Source organism: Pseudaquabacterium terrae (assembly GCF_013266755.1).
GTDB classification, from domain to species: Bacteria; Pseudomonadota; Gammaproteobacteria; order Burkholderiales; family Burkholderiaceae_C; genus Pseudaquabacterium; species Pseudaquabacterium terrae.
Window position 1 is genome coordinate 562,688 of the sequence record NZ_JABRWJ010000004.1, and the last position, 22,197, is coordinate 584,884.

General features: G+C 69.1%; 20 protein-coding genes. 7 read left to right on the forward strand and 13 right to left on the reverse strand.

Features of this window, described 5'->3' with window-relative positions; genetic code table 11:
- Nucleotides 1-349: 349 nt before the first annotated feature.
- Complete coding sequence (locus HLB44_RS15230) at nt 350-640, reverse strand: hypothetical protein (protein ID WP_173123903.1); 291 nt, start codon at nt 638-640, stop codon at nt 350-352.
- A gap of 537 nt (nt 641-1,177) precedes the next feature.
- Between HLB44_RS15230 and HLB44_RS15235 the strand changes: the two genes are divergently transcribed.
- The 4 genes from HLB44_RS15235 (at nt 1,178) to HLB44_RS15250 (ending at nt 5,772) form a co-directional block, all read left to right on the forward strand.
- Complete coding sequence (locus HLB44_RS15235) at nt 1,178-2,101, forward strand: LysR family transcriptional regulator (protein ID WP_173123905.1); 924 nt, start codon at nt 1,178-1,180, stop codon at nt 2,099-2,101.
- Nucleotides 2,102-2,182: 81 nt separating this feature from the next.
- Nucleotides 2,183-3,589 (forward strand): FAD-dependent tricarballylate dehydrogenase TcuA, encoded by a 1,407-nt coding sequence (tcuA, locus tag HLB44_RS15240; protein ID WP_173123907.1) that lies wholly within the window; start codon nt 2,183-2,185, stop codon nt 3,587-3,589.
- Entirely contained in the window at nt 3,576-4,760 is a 1,185-nt protein-coding gene (tcuB, locus tag HLB44_RS15245; protein ID WP_173123909.1) for a tricarballylate utilization 4Fe-4S protein TcuB, read from the forward strand. Before tcuA ends, tcuB begins: the two co-directional genes overlap by 14 nt.
- Nucleotides 4,761-4,794: 34 nt before the next feature.
- Nucleotides 4,795-5,772 carry a Bug family tripartite tricarboxylate transporter substrate binding protein gene (locus HLB44_RS15250; protein WP_173123911.1) on the forward strand — a complete coding sequence of 326 codons (978 nt, stop codon included), beginning with the start codon at nt 4,795-4,797 and terminating at the stop codon, nt 5,770-5,772.
- A 530-nt stretch (nt 5,773-6,302) separates the two neighbouring features.
- Here HLB44_RS15250 and HLB44_RS15255 read toward each other — a convergent pair.
- Both HLB44_RS15255 and HLB44_RS15260 read right to left on the reverse strand, forming a co-directional pair.
- Complete coding sequence (locus tag HLB44_RS15255) at nt 6,303-6,653, reverse strand: hypothetical protein (protein ID WP_173123913.1); 351 nt, start codon at nt 6,651-6,653, stop codon at nt 6,303-6,305.
- 21 nt (nt 6,654-6,674) lie between these two features.
- Nucleotides 6,675-7,415 (reverse strand): M48 family metalloprotease, encoded by a 741-nt coding sequence (locus HLB44_RS15260; protein WP_173123915.1) that lies wholly within the window; start codon nt 7,413-7,415, stop codon nt 6,675-6,677.
- 415 nt (nt 7,416-7,830) lie between these two features.
- On the opposite strand from HLB44_RS15260, the gene HLB44_RS15265 reads away from it, so the two are divergent.
- On the forward strand, nt 7,831-8,388 hold the full coding sequence (locus tag HLB44_RS15265; RefSeq protein WP_173123917.1) for a dihydrofolate reductase family protein: 558 nt from the start codon (nt 7,831-7,833) through the stop codon (nt 8,386-8,388).
- A 14-nt stretch (nt 8,389-8,402) separates the two neighbouring features.
- Here the strand turns inward: HLB44_RS15265 and HLB44_RS15270 are convergent, their stop codons facing one another.
- The 4 genes from HLB44_RS15270 to HLB44_RS15285 all read right to left on the reverse strand — a co-directional run bounded on the left by HLB44_RS15270 (nt 8,403) and on the right by HLB44_RS15285 (nt 12,152).
- Nucleotides 8,403-9,572, reverse strand: a complete 1,170-nt coding sequence (locus tag HLB44_RS15270; protein ID WP_173123919.1) for an aminotransferase class V-fold PLP-dependent enzyme — start codon at nt 9,570-9,572, stop codon at nt 8,403-8,405.
- 92 nt (nt 9,573-9,664) lie between these two features.
- Nucleotides 9,665-10,045, reverse strand: coding sequence for a lanthionine synthetase LanC family protein (locus HLB44_RS15275; protein ID WP_173123921.1), 381 nt, complete (start codon nt 10,043-10,045; stop codon nt 9,665-9,667).
- Entirely contained in the window at nt 10,006-10,461 is a 456-nt protein-coding gene (locus HLB44_RS15280; RefSeq protein ID WP_173123923.1) for a glycoside hydrolase family protein, read from the reverse strand. Before HLB44_RS15280 ends, HLB44_RS15275 begins: the two co-directional genes overlap by 40 nt.
- A 74-nt stretch (nt 10,462-10,535) precedes the next feature.
- Nucleotides 10,536-12,152, reverse strand: a complete 1,617-nt coding sequence (locus HLB44_RS15285) for an alpha-amylase family glycosyl hydrolase (protein WP_173123925.1) — start codon at nt 12,150-12,152, stop codon at nt 10,536-10,538.
- A gap of 127 nt (nt 12,153-12,279) precedes the next feature.
- Here HLB44_RS15285 and HLB44_RS15290 point away from each other — a divergent pair, with 127 nt between their 5' ends.
- Nucleotides 12,280-14,967, forward strand: a complete 2,688-nt coding sequence (locus tag HLB44_RS15290) for an alpha-1,6-glucosidase domain-containing protein (RefSeq protein WP_246312268.1) — start codon at nt 12,280-12,282, stop codon at nt 14,965-14,967.
- A 140-nt stretch (nt 14,968-15,107) separates the two neighbouring features.
- Nucleotides 15,108-16,502, forward strand: a complete 1,395-nt coding sequence (locus HLB44_RS15295) for an ATP-binding protein (RefSeq protein WP_173123929.1) — start codon at nt 15,108-15,110, stop codon at nt 16,500-16,502.
- A 7-nt stretch (nt 16,503-16,509) separates the two neighbouring features.
- On the opposite strand, the gene HLB44_RS15300 is transcribed toward HLB44_RS15295, so the two are convergent.
- From HLB44_RS15300 to HLB44_RS15325, 6 genes are all read right to left on the reverse strand, one after another.
- Nucleotides 16,510-17,346 (reverse strand): PPK2 family polyphosphate kinase, encoded by an 837-nt coding sequence (locus HLB44_RS15300; protein WP_173123931.1) that lies wholly within the window; start codon nt 17,344-17,346, stop codon nt 16,510-16,512.
- Nucleotides 17,347-17,448: 102 nt separating this feature from the next.
- Nucleotides 17,449-19,026: an alkaline phosphatase D family protein gene (locus HLB44_RS15305; protein WP_173123933.1), complete on the reverse strand. Its 1,578-nt coding sequence runs from the start codon at nt 19,024-19,026 to the stop codon at nt 17,449-17,451.
- Nucleotides 19,027-19,168: 142 nt separating this feature from the next.
- Nucleotides 19,169-19,606 (reverse strand): hypothetical protein, encoded by a 438-nt coding sequence (locus HLB44_RS15310; RefSeq protein WP_173123935.1) that lies wholly within the window; start codon nt 19,604-19,606, stop codon nt 19,169-19,171.
- A gap of 83 nt (nt 19,607-19,689) precedes the next feature.
- The gene (locus tag HLB44_RS15315) at nt 19,690-20,361 is read right to left on the reverse strand and encodes a hypothetical protein (protein WP_173123937.1); all 672 of its coding nucleotides are present in this window, start codon (nt 20,359-20,361) and stop codon (nt 19,690-19,692) included.
- Entirely contained in the window at nt 20,358-21,395 is a 1,038-nt protein-coding gene (locus HLB44_RS15320; protein WP_173123939.1) for an MlaD family protein, read from the reverse strand. The genes HLB44_RS15315 and HLB44_RS15320 overlap by 4 nt, the downstream gene beginning before the upstream one ends.
- The gene (locus HLB44_RS15325; RefSeq protein ID WP_173123941.1) at nt 21,395-22,192 is read right to left on the reverse strand and encodes an MlaE family ABC transporter permease; all 798 of its coding nucleotides are present in this window, start codon (nt 22,190-22,192) and stop codon (nt 21,395-21,397) included. Before HLB44_RS15325 ends, HLB44_RS15320 begins: the two co-directional genes overlap by 1 nt.
- Between the last annotated feature and the right edge of the window lie 5 nt (nt 22,193-22,197).

Here is a 22,197-nt window from a genome sequence, read left to right on the forward strand (position 1 = left end):
AGGCTCGCGCGTGGTCTCCCGGGCTGCATCTGATGCGGCGCGGACACGAGGTTTCACCGGACCTCACCGGCGCCCCCGGCACTTCCTTTCGAAGCAACTTGAGCGAACGGCCGCTGCCACGATAAGTTGCCGCTCCAGGTCCATCGCCTTGACCGGCCGCTGCACAGCAGTCACCGGTCACTCGACTGTGGCCGGTCAGGTCGACGGCTCGCCAACGACTCCCTGCGCCCGAGGCGCTCGGCCGTACCCGACCCGTTGCCGCCGTACGAAATGTCGAACTGCTGTCCTTGAAGGAGCCGCTCGGGCTCCCCTTTAGCCTTCTTTAGCCTGTCTTCCCCGACTGTTCGGCTCAGGGCTTCGCTGCCTTCTTTGCATCCCGTTCCGCCGTCGCCTTCTCGGCCGCTTTCTGCTTCGCGAACTGGCGCACGCCTTCGGCGATGTCCTTCGGGAGGTACACGTACTTGACCACCTCATCGAGGATCTCGGGATGCAGGAAGAACGGCGAGTTGCCTGCTTCCCAGTCCGGTCGCATCTTCACGCCCTTGCGTCGTGACGGACCGAAGAACAGGTTGTTCCAGATCACTGCTTCACGCGCCGGGTGATCCTTCTTTTCGATAATCTTTTCCAGGATGCCTCCCATAACGCACGTCCCCTTTTCGTGCTTCGCCTTCGCCCGATGAACGCGATCAAGCTCGTGGGTAAGCAAGTCGGTGAGCAGATTCGCTGCAATGCCCAGTTCCAGCGCCTAGGCAATCTCAGCGCGGAGACGAACCCGCCCCGCTGACCGTCTGACTGTCAGCTTCCGGGCACGTCGGCCGCCTCTCGGTCCCGGCCATGAGCTGCCGGACGCGTCCCCGCTCGCAAGCCGCCATTCATCTTCGGCATCCCGCCCCTTTCTGCCGTTCAGCGCAAGTCCGGGCTACGAACAGACATTCCTAACCATGCGGCAAGACAGACCTTCGAGTCAGTGAGCTACCTGATGTACCTCCCGGCTGCGACGCTCGTAACGCCATACGGCGCTCGACAGGCAACGAAGTGATAGCCATGGTGCACACTGTGCAACTATCGGGCGTCATCGATGCGTTGGCCCTCTCTCAACCTCCGTCTCCATGCGATGAAGCCAGCATCGCGCATTCGTGCAGCGCGCCGTGCGCGGCGGTAGCCTGAGCACGACCCGATGGAACTACGTCAGCTACGCTACTTCGTCCGGATCGTCGAGCTAGGCAGCATGGGCCGCGCCGCGTTGGATCTGGGCGTTGGCACGCCGGCGCTGAGCCAGCAGATCAGCCGCCTCGAGGGCGAGTTGTCGACGCGGCTGCTGCAGCGCACGACCACCGGTGTGCTCCCGACCGATGCGGGACTGGCCTTCTTCCGCCAGGCGCAGCTCGCGATCCGCCATGCCGATGCCGCCGCCCAGGCGGCACGGCAGGCGCGGCTGGCAGGGCATGTCAGCATCGGGCTTGCTCCGTCCACATCGGGCGTGCTCGCGCTTCCGCTGCTGGAGGCAATGCGCGAGCGCTATCCGGACGTAAGGCTGCGCCTGGTCGAGAGCCTGTCGGGCAACCTCGCGAACTTGCTCAACGCGCGGCACCTGGACCTGGCCGTGCTGTTCGAGACCGATGGCGCTCGGCGCTGGAGCGTGCTGCCGCTGCTCGACGAACGGCTGTTCGTGATCGGCCGGCGTGGCCTGCCGGGCATGCCCACCGGCCGCAGCGTGCGCATTTCGCGGCTGGCCAGCCTGCCGCTGGTTCTGCCCAGTGGCACGCACGGGCTGCGCGCAATCCTCGACGCCGCCTTCGCACGCGAGCGTTGTGCGCCCCATGTCGTGCTCGAGATCGACGGCCTGGCGGTGCTGATGGACGCGGTGCGGGCCGGATTGGCGGCGACCATCCAGCCCGGCGCCGCGACGGTGCGCCTGCCGGCCGACGAGATGGCCCGCATCGAACTGGCGGGCAGCGCGCGGCGGCGCAACCTGTTGGCCAGCCTCTCCGACGACGAGCTGTCGCCGGCCGCGCTGGCAGCGCGCGTGGTGCTTCGCAGCGTGGCCGCCGGGCTGGTCGCGCAGCAGCGCTGGCCCGGCGCGACCCTTCACGAACCCTGAACACCGCTTGCCCTGGAGCCGTCTACCGGCTCAACGCGAGCGTCCCTACAGTGCGTCTCCATGCGAAGAGGAGACGATCAGATGCTCGACGTGCTGGTGATCGGCGGCGGGAATGCTGCGTTGTGTGCTGCACTGATGGCGAGCGAGGCCGGCGCGTCGGTGATGCTGCTTGAGGCCGCGCCACGCGAATGGCGCGGCGGCAATTCGCAGCACACGCGCAATCTGCGCTGCATGCACGACGCGCCGCAGGATGTGCTGGTCGATGCCTACCCCGAAGAGGAGTATTGGCAAGACCTGCTGAAGGTGACCGGCGGCATCACCAACGAAGCACTTGCGCGCCTGACAATCCGCGCTTCGTCGAACTGCCGCGATTGGATGCGCAAGCACGGCGTGCACTTCCAGCCGCCGCTGTCGGGAGCCCTGCATGTGGCACGCACCAACGCATTCTTCATGGGCGGTGGCAAGGCTCTGGTCAACGCCTACTTTCGCAGTGCCGAGAAACTGGGCGTGCAGATCCGCTATGACACGCCGGTGGTGTCGGTCGAACTCGACGGAGACCGCTTCGTCGCCGCCTGCACTGTCAGCGGCGAGCGGATCGAGGCCAGAAGCTGTGTGTTGGCTGCCGGCGGCTTCGAATCCAATCGCGATTGGCTGCGCGAGGCCTGGGGCCAGAACGGGCGCGGCGAGTGGCCCTCCGACAACTTCCTGATCCGCGGCACGCGATTCAACCAAGGCGTGCTGCTCAAATCCATGATGGAGGCCGGCGCCGATTCGATTGGCGATCCGACGCAGGCGCACATGGTGGCGATCGACGCGCGCGCGCCGCTGTACGACGGCGGCATCTGCACGCGGATCGACTGTGTCTCGCTCGGCGTCGTCGTCAATCGCGAAGCGCAGCGCTTCTACGACGAGGGCGAGGACTTCTGGCCCAAGCGCTATGCGATCTGGGGCCGTCTGGTGGCACAGCAACCCGGCCAGATCGGCTACTCGATCATCGACCAGAAGGCGATCGGCCGCTTCATGCCCCCGGTCTTTGCCGGCGTCACGGCGAACACGCTGGCGGAACTGGCCAGCAGGCTGGGTCTGCCCGAGCGGGCTTTCGTGCACACCGTGGAGGCCTACAACGCCGCCTGCCGTCCCGGCAGTTTCGACCATACGGCACTGGACGACTGCCGCACCGAGGGGCTGACACCCGCCAAGACCCATTGGGCACGGCCGATCGATACGCCGCCCTACTACGGCTACGCGCTCAAGCCCGGCGTCACCTTCACCTACCTGGGCCTCAAGGTCAACGACAAGTCCGCCGTGCACTTCGGTGGCCGCCCCAGCCCCAATCTCTTCGTCGCCGGCGAAATGATGGCCGGCAACGTGCTCGGTCAGGGTTACACGGCAGGGGTCGGCATGTCGATCGGCACCGCATTCGGCCGCATCGCCGGTACGCAAGCGGCATTGGCTGCACGCAAGGAGTTCGAACATGCAGCAGTTTGAGTCATTGGCCCGCGAAGCGGTGCCGCTTGCCGCCGGCAGCCGCACGGTCATACCGATCCTCAGCGCCCCTGAGACCGAGGTCGGCCGCCAGATGCAGATCTGCAATGCCTGCCGCTACTGCGAGGGCTTTTGCGCGGTGTTCCCGGCGATGACGCGGCGGCTGGAGTTCGGCAAGGCCGACATCCACTTCCTGGCCAACCTGTGCCACAACTGCGGCGCCTGCCTGCATGCGTGCCAGTACGCGCCGCCGCACGAGTTTGCTGTGAACGTGCCGAAGGCGATGGCCCAGGTGCGTGGCCAGACCTATGTCGACTATGCGTGGCCACCGGCCCTGGGCGCGCTGTACCAGCGCAACGGCCTGATGCTGTCGCTGGCATTGGCGACGGGCCTGGCACTGTTCCTGATCCTGGCCGTGGCCGTCAACGGCACGTTGTGGGGCGGACAGCTCGGCGGCAACTTCTACAACCTGTTCCCTCACAACCTTCTGGTCGGCTTGTTCGCGCCGGTGTTCCTGTTCGCAGCCCTGGCCTTGGCGATGGGGGTGCGCGGCTTCTGGCGAGACGTCAAGCCTGCCACCAGCGGCGCACCGGTGAGTGGACCAGCGGCTGCGGAGGCCACGGACGCGGTGCTGCGCCTGAAGTACCTCGACGGTGGCCATGGTGCGGGCTGCAACAACGACGACGACGCCTTCACCCTCGCGCGCCGGCGCTTCCACCACTTCACCTTCTATGGCTTCCTGATGTGCTTTGCGGCAACCAGCGTGGCGACGATCTACCACTACGCGTTCGGCTGGACGGCGCCCTACGAACTGCCCAGCCTGCCCAAGCTGCTCGGCGCGGTCGGCGGTGTGAGCCTGATGATCGGCACGGCAGGCCTGTGGCATCTGAACCGCCGGCGCCATCCCATGCATGGCGACGCCTTACAAAGACCGATGGACCTGGGCTTCATTGCCTTGCTGTTCCTCACCAGCGCCAGCGGGCTGGCACTCTGGCTGGGCCGCGGCACGCCCGCCCTGGCCGTGCTGCTGTGCCTGCACCTGGGCGCCGTGATGGCCTTGTTCGCCACGCTGCCCTACGGCAAGTTTGGGCACGGCATCTTCCGCAGCGCGGCCCTGTTGCGGCATGCGATCGAAAAGCGCCAGCCCAACACGATCGGTCTGGCGGCCGATTGAAGACCAATCACAACACCCTTTCCGGAGATCCGCGATGAATATTTCCCACCTGCTGCGCGCTACGACGCTGGCTTTCGCTGCGCTGTTGCTGAGCAGCCCCAGCCATGCACAGGACTTCCCACCCAAGAAGCCGGTCACGCTGATCGTAGGCTTTGCCGCCGGCGGCGCGGCCGATGCGGCGGCCCGTCTGATCGCCAAGAAACTGGGCGAGAACATCGGGCAAACCGTTGTCGTCGACAACAGGGCCGGCGCCGGCGGCAACATCGCGCACCAGCAGGTGGCCAACGGCCCGGGCGACGGCACGATGCTCCTGTTCGGCTCGATCGGCCCGCTGACCATCGCCCCGCATGTGATGAAGGTCAGCTACGACCCGTTCAAGGATCTTGCGCCGGTGTCGGGTGGCGTCAATTTCCCAAACTTGCTGGTGGTCCACAAAGGCGTGGGCGTGAAGACGCTGGCCGAGTTCGTCGCCTTGGCAAAGAAGAAGGCGGGTGCCGTCGACTTCGCGTCTACCGGCGCGGGCTCCGCATCCCATCTGGCGGGCGAACTCTTCAGCCAGCGCGCCGGGATCGACATGGTTCACGTGCCCTACAAAGGTGGCGCGCCGGCCCTGCAGGACCTGCTGGGCGAACGCATCGCATGCTATTTCTCGGCGCCACCCACTGCGCTGCCGCACGTGGAGGCCGGAAAGCTCGTCCCGCTGGCCACCACGGGTCCGACGCGCCCGGCATACATGCCCAACATCCCGACGGTCGCGGAGTCCGGCTACCCCGGCTTCGAGGCGCTGAACTGGTATGCCTTCGTGGCACCGGGCAAGACGCCCACGCCGATTCTCGATCGCTGGAACGTCGAGATCGTGAAGGCTCTCAACGACCCGAGCGTGAAGGACGCGCTGAACAAGCACGGCCTGACCCCGCAGCCCACTACGCGCGCCGAGTTGACGGCCTTCATGAAGAAAGAAGACGCGAAGTGGAGCGCCGTCGTACGGGAACGCAAGATCACGGCCAACTGAAGCGGACCTGAGGGCCTGGTCTGATCAATCGCGGCTTCCATGTCGGCCCCGAGGTCAGCGATGCCGACCACAGTTTCCGATTCGATCTGCGCACCCGCCAACTGGCCGTGCAAGCCCTTTGCACGCACTCGGGCCGAACATGAACCGCCGCACGGGCGCAGAAGACGCATCAACTCAGCTGCCCGTATCAGCATCACCGCTGACGCAGCTGAATGCCGGGCACCCCGGATGTCAGCTCGAGCAGGTGGACGTGCACCGCTTAGGGGTCCGTAGTGCAGCTTCACCGTCCGCTATCCGGCCCATCCGCCACAGGCAGCAATGAGCCGGTACTTGCCTTCAGCGACGGGCGGCTGATGCAGATGGTGGCCGACAGCAGCGGGTCGGCACCGCGAGTTCGCGCGGCCTGGAGCAGGCATCGACACTGTGAGGCCCGCCCAGTCGCCGCCTGAGATCGCTCGGTTCACGGTCGCGCGGGTGAGCCGGACGTCAGGGTGTTCGCGCTGGCTGGCTGGGCCCCTGGAGCGATCTCCTCACCGAAAGGTCAGATCGCCAGGTGTGTAGAGCAATCCGCGCTCGCTCAGACTCCGATGGCTCTGCCCGCCAGTGCGGCACAGGTCGCCGACAAACCCCTGCCGTCTCGGATTGCCCGCGTAGCCCCAGGCACCGGTTGCTGCGTCGAGCCAGTAGCTGCCACTAGGGATGAAGGTGCACTGCATCCGGTCCAGGACGAGCAACTGCTGCGGGTTCATGAGTCGGCCGTTGACGAAGACCTTGCGCTGAGCTTGCACAGCACCGGCGGCGAGCATCAGGCCAGCCGCGAACACTGCCGTGGTCACGATCCGAGTGAACGTCATGCCGATCTCCAGAAAGGCCTTGAACATGAGTTGCAGGGATGCTGCGGCTCAGCCCAGTTGATTGCGCATGCGCTGCGCGCGATCGCGCGGCGCTGGGTGGGTGGACAGCCAGTTCGAGCCGCCGCCGGACAGCTTGTCCAACTTTTCGAGGGCCGTAACAGCGGCGCGGCGGTCGTACTGGCGGCGCGAGAGGAACTGCATCGCGTAGTCGTCCGCTTCATTCTCGTTGCCTTGCGAGTGCTGTGCGCGAACCACCTTCACGAAGAGCTCACCGAGCTCCGACTGCGCCAGTGCTCCCGCCTTGCCGCCGGCAGCCGCAGCGGCTTGCTGCAGGGCGCCCGAACTCAGCGCGAGCTGCATGCGCTTGCGCGAGTGACCGGCCTGCACATGGCCGATCTCGTGGCCGATGACGTACCGGACCTCGTCGTCGGTCATCATGTCCATCAGGCCGCTGTAGAAGCGGATGGAGCCGTCGGCGGTGGCGAAGGCGTTGACGTCCTTGGTCAGGTAGACCTTGTAGTTGAGGTCCAGGCCCTGGTCATCGCGGCACTGTCGGGTCAGTGCGGCGAGGCGGCGGGCGTACGGGTCGTTTGCGGGCGCGATCGGCGCGCGCGCGTCCATTTGCTCGACCATGCGGCGCGACTGTGCACGCATCTCGTCGTCGGTAATGCTGTTGGCGCTGACGAGGCCCTGGGCGGCGCCCAACGCCTTGCCCAGATCGAAAGCAAAGCATTGCGGCGCCAGAGCGGCAGCCGGCAGCAGCAACAGGGATTGGCGGCGTGTGATCATCGTGCAACTCCGAAGGTGCTTTTGCGACGTTCGTCCGGCGGGGCATCTGGCCGGTTGCAAGCGCCTCAAACGTGACTCTGCCAAGCAGTTCGTGGCAGCGTCCGATGAACCACCGGCTTGGCCGCCCGATGCCCACAGGCGCAACAATGCGCCGTGCTGCCGAGGGCGCGGGAGTGGCTCAAGTCATGTCCGGCCGCGGCACACGCGTCGGCATGTCCCCGGAACGCGCGGAGCGGCATTCCTTCACGATTTGCCGCACGTCCGGACTGCGGCGACTACACAGCTTTATGCGAGTGGCGGCAAGGTGGCCGGAACCATGACGACTGCTCGCGGCCGCCAATGACAGCACCCGCTGCATAGCGGTCTTTGAGCATCCCGAACATCCACGAGCGATTGCCCGGCCTAGACTCGCCGCATGGGGCTCTTGACCTTCAGCATCAACCTCACCCTGGACGGCTGCGTCGACCACCAGGAGGGAATCGCCGACGACGAGACACACGCCTTCTTCACCGGCCTCATGGACGAGGTCGGGGCGATGCTGTGGGGCCGCGTCACCTACGAGATGATGGAGAGCCACTGGCCGGCGGTCGCCCGCGGCGACGAGGAAGCGCCGCCGGCGATGCGCGAGTGGGCGCTCAAGCTGGAGGCCAAGCCGAAGTACGTGGTGTCGTCGACGCGAAAGGACTTCCCGTGGACCAACAGCCACCACGTCGCCGGCGACCTGCGTACGGGCGTGCAGAAGCTCAAGGACGCGACCCCGGCCGGCGTGCTGCTCGGTAGCGGCAAGCTCGCGACCGAGTTGGACCGGCTGGATCTGATCGACGAGTACAGGTTCCTCGTCCATCCCAGGATCGCCGGCCACGGCCCGACCCTGTACCAGAGCGGGCTGTCCAGCACACGACGGCTCGAGCTGGTCTCGGCGAAGCCGCTGCGCAGCGGTGCGGTCGCGATGCACTACCTGCGCGCGCGCTGACTCAGGCAGCAGGCTCAGCGCAGCGCGCTGCGTTCGTCGATCGCCTCGGCGAAGCGCTCGATGTCGCCGAGCTCGTTGTAGACCTGTGTTGCCACGCGGGCCCACAGGCGCCCGCCGCGGGCGAAGACGGCGAGCTCGATGCGGCGCTCGAAAAGCAGCCAGTCCTTCAGGCGCTCGGCCCCGGCGCGGTCGCTGCCGAGTTGCGCCGGCAGTGGCACTGCGGCCATGCAGCCCACCATGGTTTCGGGTGTGATCCAGGGCAGCCCCCAGCGTTCGGCGAGCATCTGGGCCGCATGCCATGCGAGGCCGTGGTTGTGGTCGCGCATCGCCTCGGTGCCGAGAAAGTCGGTGATGAATGCGATGCCGTCGGGTGCACACAGAAAGGGTGTCGGGTCTCGCGTGCCGGTCCATTCGAACTCCTGGTGCCAGCCGACATCGAGCCCCCAGGAAATCACGTTCGGGTGCAGGCCCGCTCGCCGGCCTGGTGCCGCCCACAGCACGCCGCAGGCACGCGGTGCGAAGGCCCACTTGTGCAGGTTGGCCACGTACCAGTCGACGCCGAGCATCGGGATGTCGACGTGGATCGCTCCCGGCGCGTGGGCGCCGTCGGCCAGCACCGGCACGCCCTGCTCGCGACACAGCGCCGCCATCTGCGCGAGCGGCATCAAGAGCGCCGTCTCCGAGCTGATGTGGTCGAGGATGGCGATGCGGGTGCGCGCCGTGAGGGCCGCTGCAAGCGCCGAGACGCAGGTCGATGGATCGGCGACCGGGAAGGCGAGCGGCACCGTCACCACCTGCGCACGCTGCTCGCGTGCGACGAAGTCCGCGGTGCGAGCGACTGCACCGTAGGCGCTGTCGAACAGCACGATCTCGTCGCCGGGCTGCAGGCGCAACGAGCGCAGCACCGCGTTGACGCCGCTGCTGGCGTTGTCGACGAACACGATGTCGTCGCCACGCGCGCCGAGAAATGCGCCGACCTGGTCGGCGGCGCTTCGAAGCAAGGTCGGCTGCGAGGGGGGCTGCGCCTCGAGGCTCATCAGCTCGCGGCCCAGAAAGCGCGCCGGGTGGCGTTCGATGGTGTCGCGCAGCGCCTGCTGCGCCGCCATGACACGCCTGGGAGTGACACCGAAGGTGCCGTGGTTGAGGTAAACGTCGGCCGGGTCGAGGGCCCAGTGCTGAAGCATTTCACGTCCGAAGCGCAATCCAGAATCCCCCGCAGCGACTTGATCGGAGCACGGACTGACAAGCCATCCGCGGCCGCCAGCGTGGCTTTCAGCTACGCCTTGGCGCGGGCTGAGGATATGGCAGACACCGGTGCCGCGAAGAAGACATCCAAGGCCGGAAACTGCGCCCGCTCGCGCAGGCAATCCCACAGGAAGATCGCCAGACCGATGTCCCCCGTCCACAGCGAATGGCGCAACCGGCCGAAGCGGGCGGTCTCGTCCTCGAACTGGGCGATCGCGTGCATTGCAAACGCGCGGGCCCGCTCGCGCCAGCGCGCGTCACGCGTGCGCGCGAGCAGCACCAGGAACGCGTAGGCATTGCCGGCCGTGCCGTGGCACAGGTTGGAGCCCTTGGCGAGCGGGCCCGCGGCCCATGTGGCCTCGCCAGCCTCGGTCAGGAGCGCATCGAGCGCGCGGCCCGGCAGATCTGCCACCACAGCAGTCGTTCGCGCAGCCGTTGCGCGATGCGGCGGAAGAGGGCGGCCCAGCGCGCGTCGCCGCTCGCGCCGTGCATCATCGCGGCGGCCAACAGCGAGCCGGGCGAGCCCCACATCAGTTCGCGCGCCGGATGATCGATGTTGCGCTCGATCAGCGCGGCGATCGTGTCGGCACGCGCGGCCGTCGGCGCGTGGCCCCAGGCCATCATCTCGAATGGCAGATCGCCCATGAGCCAGCTGCTGGTGTTGTCGCCGGGCATGTCGGCCAAAGCGGCGCGGTTGCGTTCGCGCAGCGGCTCGAGGTAGCGCGCGAACGACGGGCAGTCGGCGGCGCCGGCCGCGCGCAGCCAGTCCAGCGCCCAGATCACGCCAGCCGCGCCGTCGTAGAGGTTGGTGACCGGCGCGTGCAGCATCGGCGTGTTCCGAGGGGTTGGCGACGGATCATCCTACGTTCGGTCTCTTCAGCGTCGCGAGCGGACGCTGCCCGTCAGCGCTCCTTCCTCAACACCCGCCACGACTGCGGCCCGAGAGCAAAGTGCAGCCGCCCGTCCGCATCGGCCTGCGCACGCGCCCCGCCGGCCGGGTATTCGCTGGCGAAACGCGCGTTCGCGCCGAGCCCGTCGACGCGGATCGTCGCGGCGCTCTTGCCGTAGTTGATCAGCACCAGCGTGCGCTCGGCATCGGTGGCGCGTTGGAAAGCGACGACGAGGCCGTTGACCTGCGGCGCTTCGTAGCGGCCCTGGGCGATCGAGGGCAGCGTGTTGCGCAGCGCGAGCAGCGTCTTGTAGTGCGCCAGCAGCGACGCGGGGTCGGCCTGTTGCGCGGCGACGTTGTGCGTCGCGACGTTGTCCGATGCCGGGCGGAACGGCTTGACGCCCGGCCGCGTGAAGCCGCCGCCGGTGGCGGCATCGGCGGTCCAGCTCATCGGCGTGCGCAGCGGCTCGTCCGCCTGCAGCGCGGCGACGCCGGCCATGCCGATCTCCTCGCCGTAATAGATGAAGGGCGTGCCCGGCAGCAGCAGGTAGGTGGCGGCGGCGAGCCGGTAGGCCGCATCGTCGCCGCCGAGCTGGTCGCGCAGCCGCTTGCCGGCGAAGATGTCGTGGTTCGACAGCATCGTCGCCATCGTCGGCGGGGCACTCGTGAAGTACGCGGCCACCTGGGCGAGCGCCTCGAGCTTGCCGCGTGCGGCATCGATGATCGGGTGCTCCAGGCCGAAGGCGAAGGCACTGCCGCAGGCGTCGCGGCCGGCCCAGCGCTGCGGGCTGGCGGTGGCTTCGCAGACCAGCCAGCGGCCGGGATAGTGCTGGTCCATCAGCGCGCGGATGCCGCGCATCAGCGCCGCGCTCTCGGGCTGGTCGTTCCAGTCCTTCGCGCTGTTCTCGATCAGGTGCGGCACCGCGTCGAAGCGGAAGCCGTCGAGGCCGCGGTTGAGCCAGAAGCGCAGGCTGTCGTGGTGGTAGGCCAGCGCTGCCGGGTCGCGCAGATTGAAGTCCGGCATGTGCGGGCCGAAGGTCGCGTAGTAGTGGTGTCCGCCGGCCGGGTACCACGGGTTCTTGCCCCAGACGTCCCAGCCGGCCGGCGCCTCGGGCTGCCACAGGAACCAGTCGCGCTGCGCGCTGCCGGCGGAGGCGGCCGCGTCGCGAAAGGCCGGGTGCTCGCGCGCCGCGTGGTTGATCACGTAGTCCATGATCACGCCGATGCCGCGTGCATGCGCCTCGCGGATCAGCGCGTCGAAGTCGGCCAGCGTGCCGTAGGCCGGCTCGAGGCCGCGGAAGTCGGTCACCGCATAACCGTGGTCGTGGTCGGCGCTGCGGGTGATCGGCATCAGCCAGATGCCCTTGATGCCGAGCTCCTGCAGGTACGGCAGCGATGCCGTCAACCCGCGCAGGTCGCCGATGCCGTCGCCGTCGCTGTCGCGCCAGGCGCGCACGAAGATCTCCATGAAGGCGCCGTGCTGCCAGCCGGCGGGCAGCGCGCTGCCGGGGTCGCGCTCGGGGACCGGGCGGCGGTCGAAGGGGATCGGGTCGGCAGCGGGCAGCAGCGCGCAGGCGGTGAGCAGCGCAGCGCTGGCGGCGGCTGCGGCGAGCCTTGCAAGTCGGAGCATCGAATCAATGTAGTTTGAATACATCTGACAAGGCAATCAGGGTTTGTCGCAGAGCTTAAAAGCGTAGTTTTGTTTCTGTACCATGCGGCGCGTGAAGTCGCTTGCCTGCACTCTGATCGCCACCCTGATGCTGCCTGCTGCGCTGGCCGCGCAGCCGAGTCTTGCCGACTGTGACAGCCCGGCATTCGAGACCGTGTTGCGGCCGGCTGCTGCGCTTGCGGCCCACGGCGGCAAGCAGCCGCAGGCGGTCTGGCTGTCGGCGCGGCTGCTGCAGTGGCCCCAGGTCGAGCAGGCGCCCGGCGCGCGCTTCAGGCTCTATCACGCCAAAGACGCGTCACTGATCGCCGCCGCCGGTCAACCCGTGCAGGGTGCCGACGGCGCCGTCGCGCTGACGATCGCAGCCGTGCCGCCGGCGCTGGCCCAGCGCTTCCGCCACGTCGGCGCCGGCCTCGTGCTGCAGGCCGAGGCCGACGTGGCCACGCTGCGCCGCCTGCAGCGCGAACAGCTGCTGCTGGTGCACGAGGACGAGCAGGGCCGCGTACTGCGCACGACGCTGCTGCAGGCCGCCGCCGCGCTCGACGAGCTGTTCGCCGGCGCCGCATCGGCCGGCCCGCTCGGCGCGACACCGCAGCGCGGCTTCACCGACATCCGCCTCTGGGCGCCGACCGCGCAGCAGGTCGCCCTGTGCCTGTACGACCGCGCCGACGGCCCGGCGGCTCGCCTCGCGCCCTTGCACGGCGACGAGAGCACCGGCGTCTGGTCGACCCGCCTGAGCGGCCCCGTGCGCAGCCGCTTCTACCGCTACCTCGTCGACGTGCACGTGCCCGGCATCGGCCGGGTGCGCAACCGCGTCACCGATCCGTACGCGCTCGCGCTGGGCGCGGATTCGCAGCGCGCGTGGATCGCCGACCTCGACGCGCCCACGCTGAAGCCGCCCGGCTGGGACCGCCACCGCACGCCGGCGACCGTGCGGGCGCCGACCGACCTGGTGATCTACGAGCTCCACGTGCGCGACTTCTCGGCCGGCGATGCCAGCGTCTCGGCGGCGAACCGCGGCAAGTACCTCGCCTTCACCGAACGCCGCTCGAAGGGCATGCAGCACCTCGCGGCGCTCGCACAAGCCGGCATCACCGACCTGCACCTGCTGCCGGTGTTCGACCTCGCCACCGTGCCCGAGGCAGGCTGCACCTCGCCGCCGGCGCACGCGCTGCAAGGCCCGCCCGACGGCGTGCAGCAGCAGGTCGCCGTGATGGCCGGTGCCGCGACCGACTGCTTCAACTGGGGCTACGACCCCTGGCACTACACCGTGCCCGAAGGCAGTTACGCCAGCAGCGCCGCCGATCCGGCCAGCCGCATCGTCGAATTCCGCCGCATGGTGATGGCGCTGCACGCGGCCGGCCTGCGCGTCGGCATGGACGTGGTCTACAACCACACCGCCGCCGCCGGCCAGCATCCGAAATCGGTGCTCGACCGCATCGTGCCCGGCTACTACCACCGGCTCGACGCCAACGGCCAAGTCGAGCGCTCGACCTGCTGCGACAACACGGCCACCGAGCACCGGATGATGGCCAAGCTGATGATCGATTCGGTGCTGACCTGGGCCCGGTCCTACCGCATCGACTCGTTCCGCTTCGACCTGATGGGCCACCAGCCGAAGGCGGCGATGCTCGAGCTGAAGGCCCAGTTGAAAGCCACGCTCGGCCGCGAGATCCCGTTGATCGGCGAAGGCTGGAACTTCGGCGAGGTGGCCGACGGCGCGCGTTTCGAGCAGGCCTCGCAGCTGTCGCTCAACGGCAGCGGCATCGGTACCTTCAGCGACCGGGCGCGCGATGCCTTGCGTGGCCGCGGCGGCCTGCACGCGCAGGGCTGGCTGAACGGCCAGCACGCCGACCCGCATCCGCTCGCGCCGCCGGCCACGCGTGACGACCTGATGCGCGCCGCCGACCTGGCGCGGGTCGGCCTGGCCGGCTCGATCCGGGGTTATCGCCTGACAACGCACGACGGCCTCGCGCAGCCGCTGGAGCGCATCGCCTACGGCAGCCAGCCGGCGGGTTATGTCGCCGAGCCGGCCGAGGTCGTCAACTACGTCGAGAACCACGACAACGCGACCTTGTTCGACGATGCCGCGGCCAAGCTGCCGCCCGGCACTTCGCGCATCGATCGCGCCCGGGTGCAGGTGCTGGGCGCCGCGGTGAACGCCTTCAGCCAGGGCATCGCGTACTTCCACGCCGGCCAGGACATGCTGCGCAGCAAGTCGATGGACGCCAACAGCTATGACTCGGGCGACTGGTTCAACCGCCTCGACTGGACGTATCGCGACAACGGCTTCGGCGCCGGCCTGCCGCCCGAGCAGGACAACGGCAAGGCCTGGCCGCTGATCAAGCCGCTGCTCGCCGATGCATCGATCAAGCCCGGCCCGGCGGAGATCGCCTGGACGCGCGACGCCTTCCGCGACCTGCTGGCGATCCGCCGCTCGTCGACGCTGTTCCGCCTGCGCACGGCCGCCGACATCGAGGCGCGCCTGCGCTTGCCGAACACCGGTCCGCAGCAACTGCCGACCGTGATCGCCGGGCACCTGCACGGGCAGGGCTACCCCGGCGCGGTCTTCCGCGAGGTCCTGTACTTCGTCAACGCCGACCAGCAGCCGCAGACGCTGGCGATCGACGCGGCGCAGGGCCGGCCCTTCGAGCTGCACCCGGTGCACCGCGCGCCGCGCGCCGCCGAGCGCCGCGCGCGCACCGAGGCGCGGTTCGACCGCGACAGCGGCCGCTTCACGCTGCCGCCGCGCAGCGCGATCGTCTGGGTGCTTCACTGAGACGGCACGCCGCGATCGAATTCACGAAATTCGGGGCGCATTCCGGGGAAATCCCGAGCTAGGATCATCGGCCCCGTAACGGCCGGTAAGCGCTGTGTCCGCGCCGCCGTTTCGACGGGTCCCCCCGACCGATGATGTCCGTGCAACCGCTGACCGCCACCGACATGGCCGCCTTCGTGCTGGCCGTGCTCGCCGTGCTTTACGGCGCGATGTGGGTGCGCGACCGCGAACCGGGCATGCCGTGGCTGTGCGTGAGCTTCGCGCTCGCCGCGGTCTGGTACGCCGGCAGCGAACAGCACCTGCCGACCGGTGCCTACATCGTCGAGCCCGCCCAGCGCGCCACTGCCGCGGTGATCCTGCTCAGCACGATGACGATGACCATCGGCCTGGTGCGCTACCTCGGGCGGCTGACACGGCTGCGCCGCGCGGTGCTCGCGCTGCTGCTGTTGCCGGGCGCGCTGGTGCTGGTCGGCTACATGGGCGGCGTGCCGGTGCTGCGCTCGGTCAGCAACGCCGCGGCGGTGCTCGGTTACGCCGGTTGCGCGCTGATGGCGTTCCGGGCCGCGCGCCGCGAGCCCGGCGCCGGCCACGGCATCATCGGCATCGCGGTGCTGATGATCCCGGTGATCCTCGCGCTGCTGGTCGCGCTGAAGGCCGACCTGCGCATGCTGCGCTACCTGGGCGTGCTGCCGGTGCTGTTCTTCGGCCTGACCTTGCTGACGGTCAGCCTGCTGCGCCGCCGCCGCGCGCTCGAAGCCGAAGTGCGCCGCCGCGCCCTCGCCGAAGCCGAATTGATGCAGCTGAATGCGACGCTCGAGCAGCGCGTGGCCGAGCGCACCTTCGACCTGGCGCAGCTGGTCGGCGGCCTGGAGAGCTTCAACCGCAGCATCTCGCACGACCTGCGCGGCCCGCTCGGCGGCATCGAGGGCCTGGCGCGGCTGGCGCATGAAGCGCTGGAAGACAAGGGCGATGTCTCGGTCGCGCGCCGCGTGCTGCCGGCGATCGCCGCGCAGGCCGAGACCTCGACGCGCCTGGTCGGTGCGCTGCTCGACCTGGCCCGCGTCGGCGACATCGTGCTGCAGCGCCGGCGTTTCTCGCTCGACACGATCGTGCGCGAGGTGATCGAGCAGCTGGCCGCGGCCCAGCCCACGCAGGCGCTGCCGGCGATCGAGCTCGGCACGCTGCCGCAGGTCGACGGCGACCCCGACCTGCTGCGGCCGGTGCTGACGAACCTGATCTCGAACGCGATCAAGTTCAGCCGCGAACAGCCGGCACCGCGCATCGAGGTCACGGCCGAGCTGCGCGGCGGCGAGCACGTGGTGCGCGTGGCGGACAACGGCGCGGGCTTCGACAGCAGCGCGGCGCAGCAGATCTTCGAGCCCTTCCGCCGCCTGCACGGCCGGCGCTTCGAAGGCACCGGCGTCGGCCTGAGCATCGTGCGCCGCGCCGTCGAGCGGCATGGCGGCCGCGTCTGGGCCCAGGCCGCGCCGGGGCAGGGCGCGACCTTCTACTTCAGCCTGCCGCTCGCGGCCTGAACAGAATCTATCGAATGCGCTTACCCCGCAGCGCGGGATCGCCGGCCGGATAGCGCAGGTCCAGCCGCTCCAGCTCCCGCTTGAGCAGCAGCGCGATCATCAGGTTGCGGTGCGTCTTCGAGTCCGCCGGCACGATGGTCCACGGCGCCCAGCGCGTGCCGGTGGCGGCGATCGCGGCCGCGTAGGCTTTCTGATAGTCGTTCCAGCGCCGGCGCACCACCAGGTCGTCGGCATTGAACTTCCAGCGCTTGTCCGGATCGTCGAGCCGCGCCTGCAGCCGGCGCCGCTGCTCGTCCTTCGACAGGTGCAGCATGAACTTGCAGATCACCGTGCCGGTCTCGTGCAGCATGCGTTCGAAGTCGTTGATCTGCCGGTAGCGCAGCGCGGTGTCCGCCGGCGCCAGCGTGCCCTGCACCACCGGCACCAGCACGTCCTCGTAGTGGCTGCGGTTGAAGACGACGATCTCGCCGGCGCCCGGCACGGCCTGGTGGATGCGCCACCACGGATCGTGTGCGCGCTCCGCGTCGGACGGCGCCTTCCAGCTGACGCAGCGCACGCCCAGCGGGCTCATGCGGCCGAAGACATGGCGCAGCGTGCCGTCCTTGCCGCTGGTGTCCAGGCCTTGCAGCACCACCAGCAGCTTGTAGCGGCGATCGGCATACAGCCGGTCCTGCAGCGCATCGAGCTCGACCGCCAGCGCCTCGACCTGCGCCTTGTCGCGATCGCCATCCCCGCTGGACAGCGGCTTGGCGGACGGATCGATCGCCGCCAGCGCGAAGCGCCGCGACGGCGCGGCATGGCGATAAGGCGCGATCAGCGTGTCGAATTTCGAAGGCTTGGGCATGTCGGCTCCGGGGCGCGGGCTGCAGCCCCGGGAGGATGGCACGCCGGGCGCCCCGATGGCTCCCGATCCGACCGAAGCCGCGCAAGCCGAGGGCGCCGGGCGTCAAGCGCGCTGCGGCTTGAGCGTCGTCTGCCATAGCGAAGCGCCGTTCAGGTCGCGCAGCTGCACGGTGAGCGCGCCGCTGCGGGCTTCGATCTGCACCTCGCCGAAGAACTGCAGTCCGGCCGAGGGCGGCAGGTTGACCTGACCGGCCGGCGGCGCCTTGACGAATTCGACCTTCGGACCGAACGTGTCGTCGAGCGCATTCGGTCCGAAGCTGCCGGCGTGCAGCGGGCCGCTGACGAACTCCCAGAAGGGCTCGAAGTCCTGGAAGCGGGCGCGGTTCGGGTGATAGTGGTGCGCGGCGGTGTAGTGCACGTCGGCCGTCAGCCAGACGGTGTTGCGGATGCGCTCGCGCTTGATGAACTGCAGCAGCTCGGCGATCTCCAGCTCGCGGCCGAGCGCCGGGCCGTCGCCGTTGGCCACGGCCTCGAAGCGCGCGCGGCCCTCGGCATCCTTGCCGTCGCCGACGACCAGGCCGAGCGGCATGTCGGCCGCGATCACCTTCCACAGCGCACGGCTGCGCTTGAGCCCGTCGCGCAGCCACTCGAGCTGCGCGGCGCCGAGGAAGGGCGTGTCGGCATCGGCGCGCTCCTGGCGGTTGTGCGTGTTGCGACCGCGGTAGCTGCGCATGTCGATCACGAAGACATCGAGCAGCGGGCCCCAGCCGATGCGGCGATACACGCGCTCTTCTTCCTGCTGTGCAAACCAGCGCATCGGCGCGTTCTCGAGGAAGGCGCGGGTGGCGCGCGCGGTCAGCAGCGGCACGTTCTTCTCGCTGTAGCGCGCGTCGGCGGACAAGTCCTTCGAGCCCGACCAGTTGTTGGTGACTTCGTGGTCGTCCCACTGCCACAGCTGCATCACTTCGGAATTGAAGCGCCGCACATGCGCATCGAGCTGGTTGTAGCGGTAGTTGCCGCGGAACTCCTTCAGCGTCTCGGCGACCTTGCTCTTCTCCTCGGTGACGAGGTTCTTCCAGACGCCGTCGTCACCCACTTTCACCTCGGCCTGGATCGGACCGTCGGCATAGATGGTGTCGCCGCTGTGCAGGAAGAAGTCCGGGTTGAGCTTTCTCATCGCCTCGTAGATCTTCATGCCGCCGAAGGCCTCGGAAATGCCCCAGCCCTGGCCCGCGGTGTCGCCGGACCAGACGAAGCGCACGTCGCTGCGCGCCGCCGGCGCGGTGCGGAAATGGCCGGCCATCGGCTCGGACAGCGCACCGCTCGCGCTGTCTTCCCACTGCACGCGGTAGAAGATGTCCTGCCCCGGCGGCAGGCCGGTCAGGTCGATGCGCGCCGAGTGGTCGGTGACCTCCAGCGCGTGCGGACCGCGCAGGCGGCGCGGCGCGGCGAAGCTCGCGGTCGTCGCCCATTCGACCCACAAACGCGCCGGCCGGTCGCAGCGCGCCCAGACGATGCCGCGATCGCCGGTGACGTCGCCGCTCTGCACGCCGGACGGGAAGCCCGGGCGCGCACTGTCGCGCGTGATCGTCGCGGGGGCCTGGGCCTGCGCAAGGATCGACGGCAGGCCGGTGGCGGCGCCGGCGATCAGGAGGTGGCGGCGGGGCAGCAGCAGCGGCATGGCGGGTCCTGGGGTGTCGAGCATGGCGGGGTCTTGCATGCTGCGCAGGCACGGTGACGCGGGCGTGTCAGCCATGGATCACCTGCTCCTCTTCATTCCGCTTCTCCACAGGGATCGTCCTTGGCCAGGATGAAATGGTGGATCACTCCCGCAAGGGCAGGAAGGTGCGCACGGTGTACGGTTGGAATCCCGGTCCACTGGTGTCCGTTGCAACGACTTCAACCCCTTGCCTGCCTCCGTCGTGGATCCACGAGAACCGGCATCCGGCATGAAACCCGCTCAACGTGATGACCTGCCCGCGAATGAGGCGAATGGAGTCGTTTCTGACGCTGAAGTTGTCTGGCGATGACTCGGTCAGGACTGTTTCACCGTCGACGCGATATCGACTGAGAACAACGTCCTGGTCCGATAGTGACGTCACCGATCCCGCTCCATTCGCGCCGCGTCCGAATCGGAGGGTGGCGCCACTCCCATCAACAACAATTTCCTTGAGCCAGCACCCGCGAACGTCAGCGTACTGCTGAGCCGAGCCGGACTGCGCTACGAGGAGTGCAAGGGCGAGGATGACGGGCTTGAGCATGGGGCAGTGACCTGGGTGATTGGCGCCGCGTGAGACATCGAGATGGACGCGTGTGAAGGGCATCGGTGCTGTCTTCATCCTCATCACTTCGGCGCTGTCCCGCCGCCTTCGACCAGTGCGATCCGGCGCCGCAGTCGCTGCGCATCGGCACTGTCACCGGCCTGCTCGGCGCGCTGCAGAGCAAGCTTGAGCCAGGCCATCAGCGGCCGCCGCCAGCCCTGCGCCGACGCGGTGTCGATCGCCACGCCGAAGACAGCCGGATGCGCGCGTGCGCCGCGCAGCAGCACGCCGGCGGCGACCAGGCGCGACAGCGGATCCTCGATCTTCAGCAGCGCCGCGGCATCACCCGGGCCGGCGCCTGCCGTCGCGGCCAGCGCCCGCTGCGGCTCGGGCAACAGCGCGACATTCGCCGGCGCGATGCGCGCCGACAGGTAGTCGGCATAAGCGCGCTCCGGCGCGGCGGCATCAGGTTCGAGCGCCTGATACGCCGGGCATTCGTCGAAATCCAGGCTCGCGACCTGCGCCGCGCAGCGCAGCAGCTCGGCGCGCGCCAGCAGCTCGGGCCGGCCGGTGCGCGCGATCTCGGCGCGCACGCGCTGCAGCTCCTGCGCTTCGATGCGCACCTCGCCGCCAAAGTACGCGTCCAGATAGCGCTCCATCGCCGAGCGGGCGTTCATCTGCCAGTCCGGCGGCGGCGGGCCGCTGGCGCAGGCGGCGAGCATGAACAGTGCGGCAGCGGCGACAACGGATCTCATGGCAGCTTGATCTCCGTCTGCCGCGCGAACGGCCAGCGGCGGTTCACCTCGTTGACCAGCTGCTCGACCTTGCGCAGGCTGCTTTCGACCTCGGCGCGCAGAGCGCCCAGGTCGGCGGTGGCGACCTTGGCATTGCCGGCCACGACCTGTGCGTCGGCGAGCACGGCATCGACCTTCTTCAGGCTGCTGCGCGCCTCGCCGAGCAGCTGGTTCAGCTCGCGCACCGACGCGCGCACGTCGCGCGCCAGGCCGTCGTCGCCGAACAGCTGCTGGTCGGCGCGGGCGGTCAGGCCGTCGAGCCGCGCCAGCAAGGCGTTGGCGCGGTCGACCGTGACGATCAGCTTCTTCGCGTCCGCGTCGTTGCCGAGCAGCGCACCGAGCGCGCCCTGCGGCGCGTTCAGGCGCGCGGTCATCGTCTGCAGGCTGTCGAGGCTCTTCTGCAGCGCGGAGTCGCTGGCGCTCAGCCGGTTCAGGTTCTGCATCAGCTCCTTGGCCGAGGCGATCACCTGCGGGATCTCGGCCGTGGCATCGCCGATCAGCACGTTGCGTACGGCACCCGGCGGCAGAGGCGGATCGGTCAGGATGCCGCTGTAGGCGCGGATCGCCGTGTTGCCGACGAGGCCGCGCACCAGCGTGAAGACGCTGGTCGTGCGCAGCCAGTGCGCATCCTTCCTGGGCACGTCGACGAGGATGCGGGCATTGCCGTCGGTCGCCAGCTCGATGCGGCGCACCCGGCCGATCGGGAATCCGGAGAACGTCAGGTCCATGCCGACGACGACACCTTCGGAATCGGTGGCCACGAGCACCAGTTCCTGCGTCGGCTCGAAGGCGCCGCGCGCGGCCATCACGTACAGCACCGTGCCGGTGATCAGCGCGAGCAGCAGCAACAGCAGCGCCGTTGCCTTGACCTCGACGTTGGCCACCGGCGGCGGGTCTTCCGCCGCCAGCGGCACGGACTGCGGCGCGTTTTCCGGTGCCGGCGGCACCGGCGCGGGCGGCGGCGCTTCGGCGGGTGAGGGCGGCGGCGCTTCCATCAGTAGTAGTTGACCATCAGCGAGCCGAGCTCGATCAGCACCATCACCGCCAGCATGCGGATCAGCCCGCGCAACTCAGGGCCGGCGCGGGTGCGGCGGGCCGGCGCGTCGGCCATCGCCGAGGCCAGCGGCATCAGCGCGACGGCCAGGCTGAACAGCAGCGTCTTCAGCACGAAGACCAGCGCGACGGTGGGGCTCAGCACATGGCCGACGGTGCGGCTGTAGCCGGCCAGCCCCCACGGCGAGAAGCCATGCGCGACGAGATAGGCCAGCACCAGCGCGGTGACGCCACTGGCCGCAGCCAGCATCCACACCGCGAACACGCCGGCCAGTGCGCGCGGCAGCAGCTCGTGCCGCAACGGGTCGCGCCCGGCCGCCTGCAGCGCCGCGAACCGGCCGCTGCGGCGCAGCGCGACGATCTCGGTGCCCGCCGGCAGCGCGAAGCGCACCGCGACGAAGAAGGCCGCGGCCAGCGGAATCAGCTCGAGCACCAGCACGCGGATCAACATCTCGAGCGCATAGCGTGACAGGCCGTAGCTGATCGCGGTGACGAGCACGATGCGCGTGATCACCAGCGTCGCCAGCGCCGCGACCAGCGTGAACCAGGCGAGCGCCGCGCTGGTGCCGGCGACCAGGTGCTGCGCCAGCGCGCGGCGTTGCTCGCCGCCGCGGTAGCTGGCGGGGCTGGCGGCCAGCGTCAACATCAACGTCGAGAACTGCACGACGCGCCACCAGCCGGCGAACCAGCGCGTGAACGGCGCGCTGGCGCGGTGGGCGAACAGGGCAGCGCGGGGCATCGCGC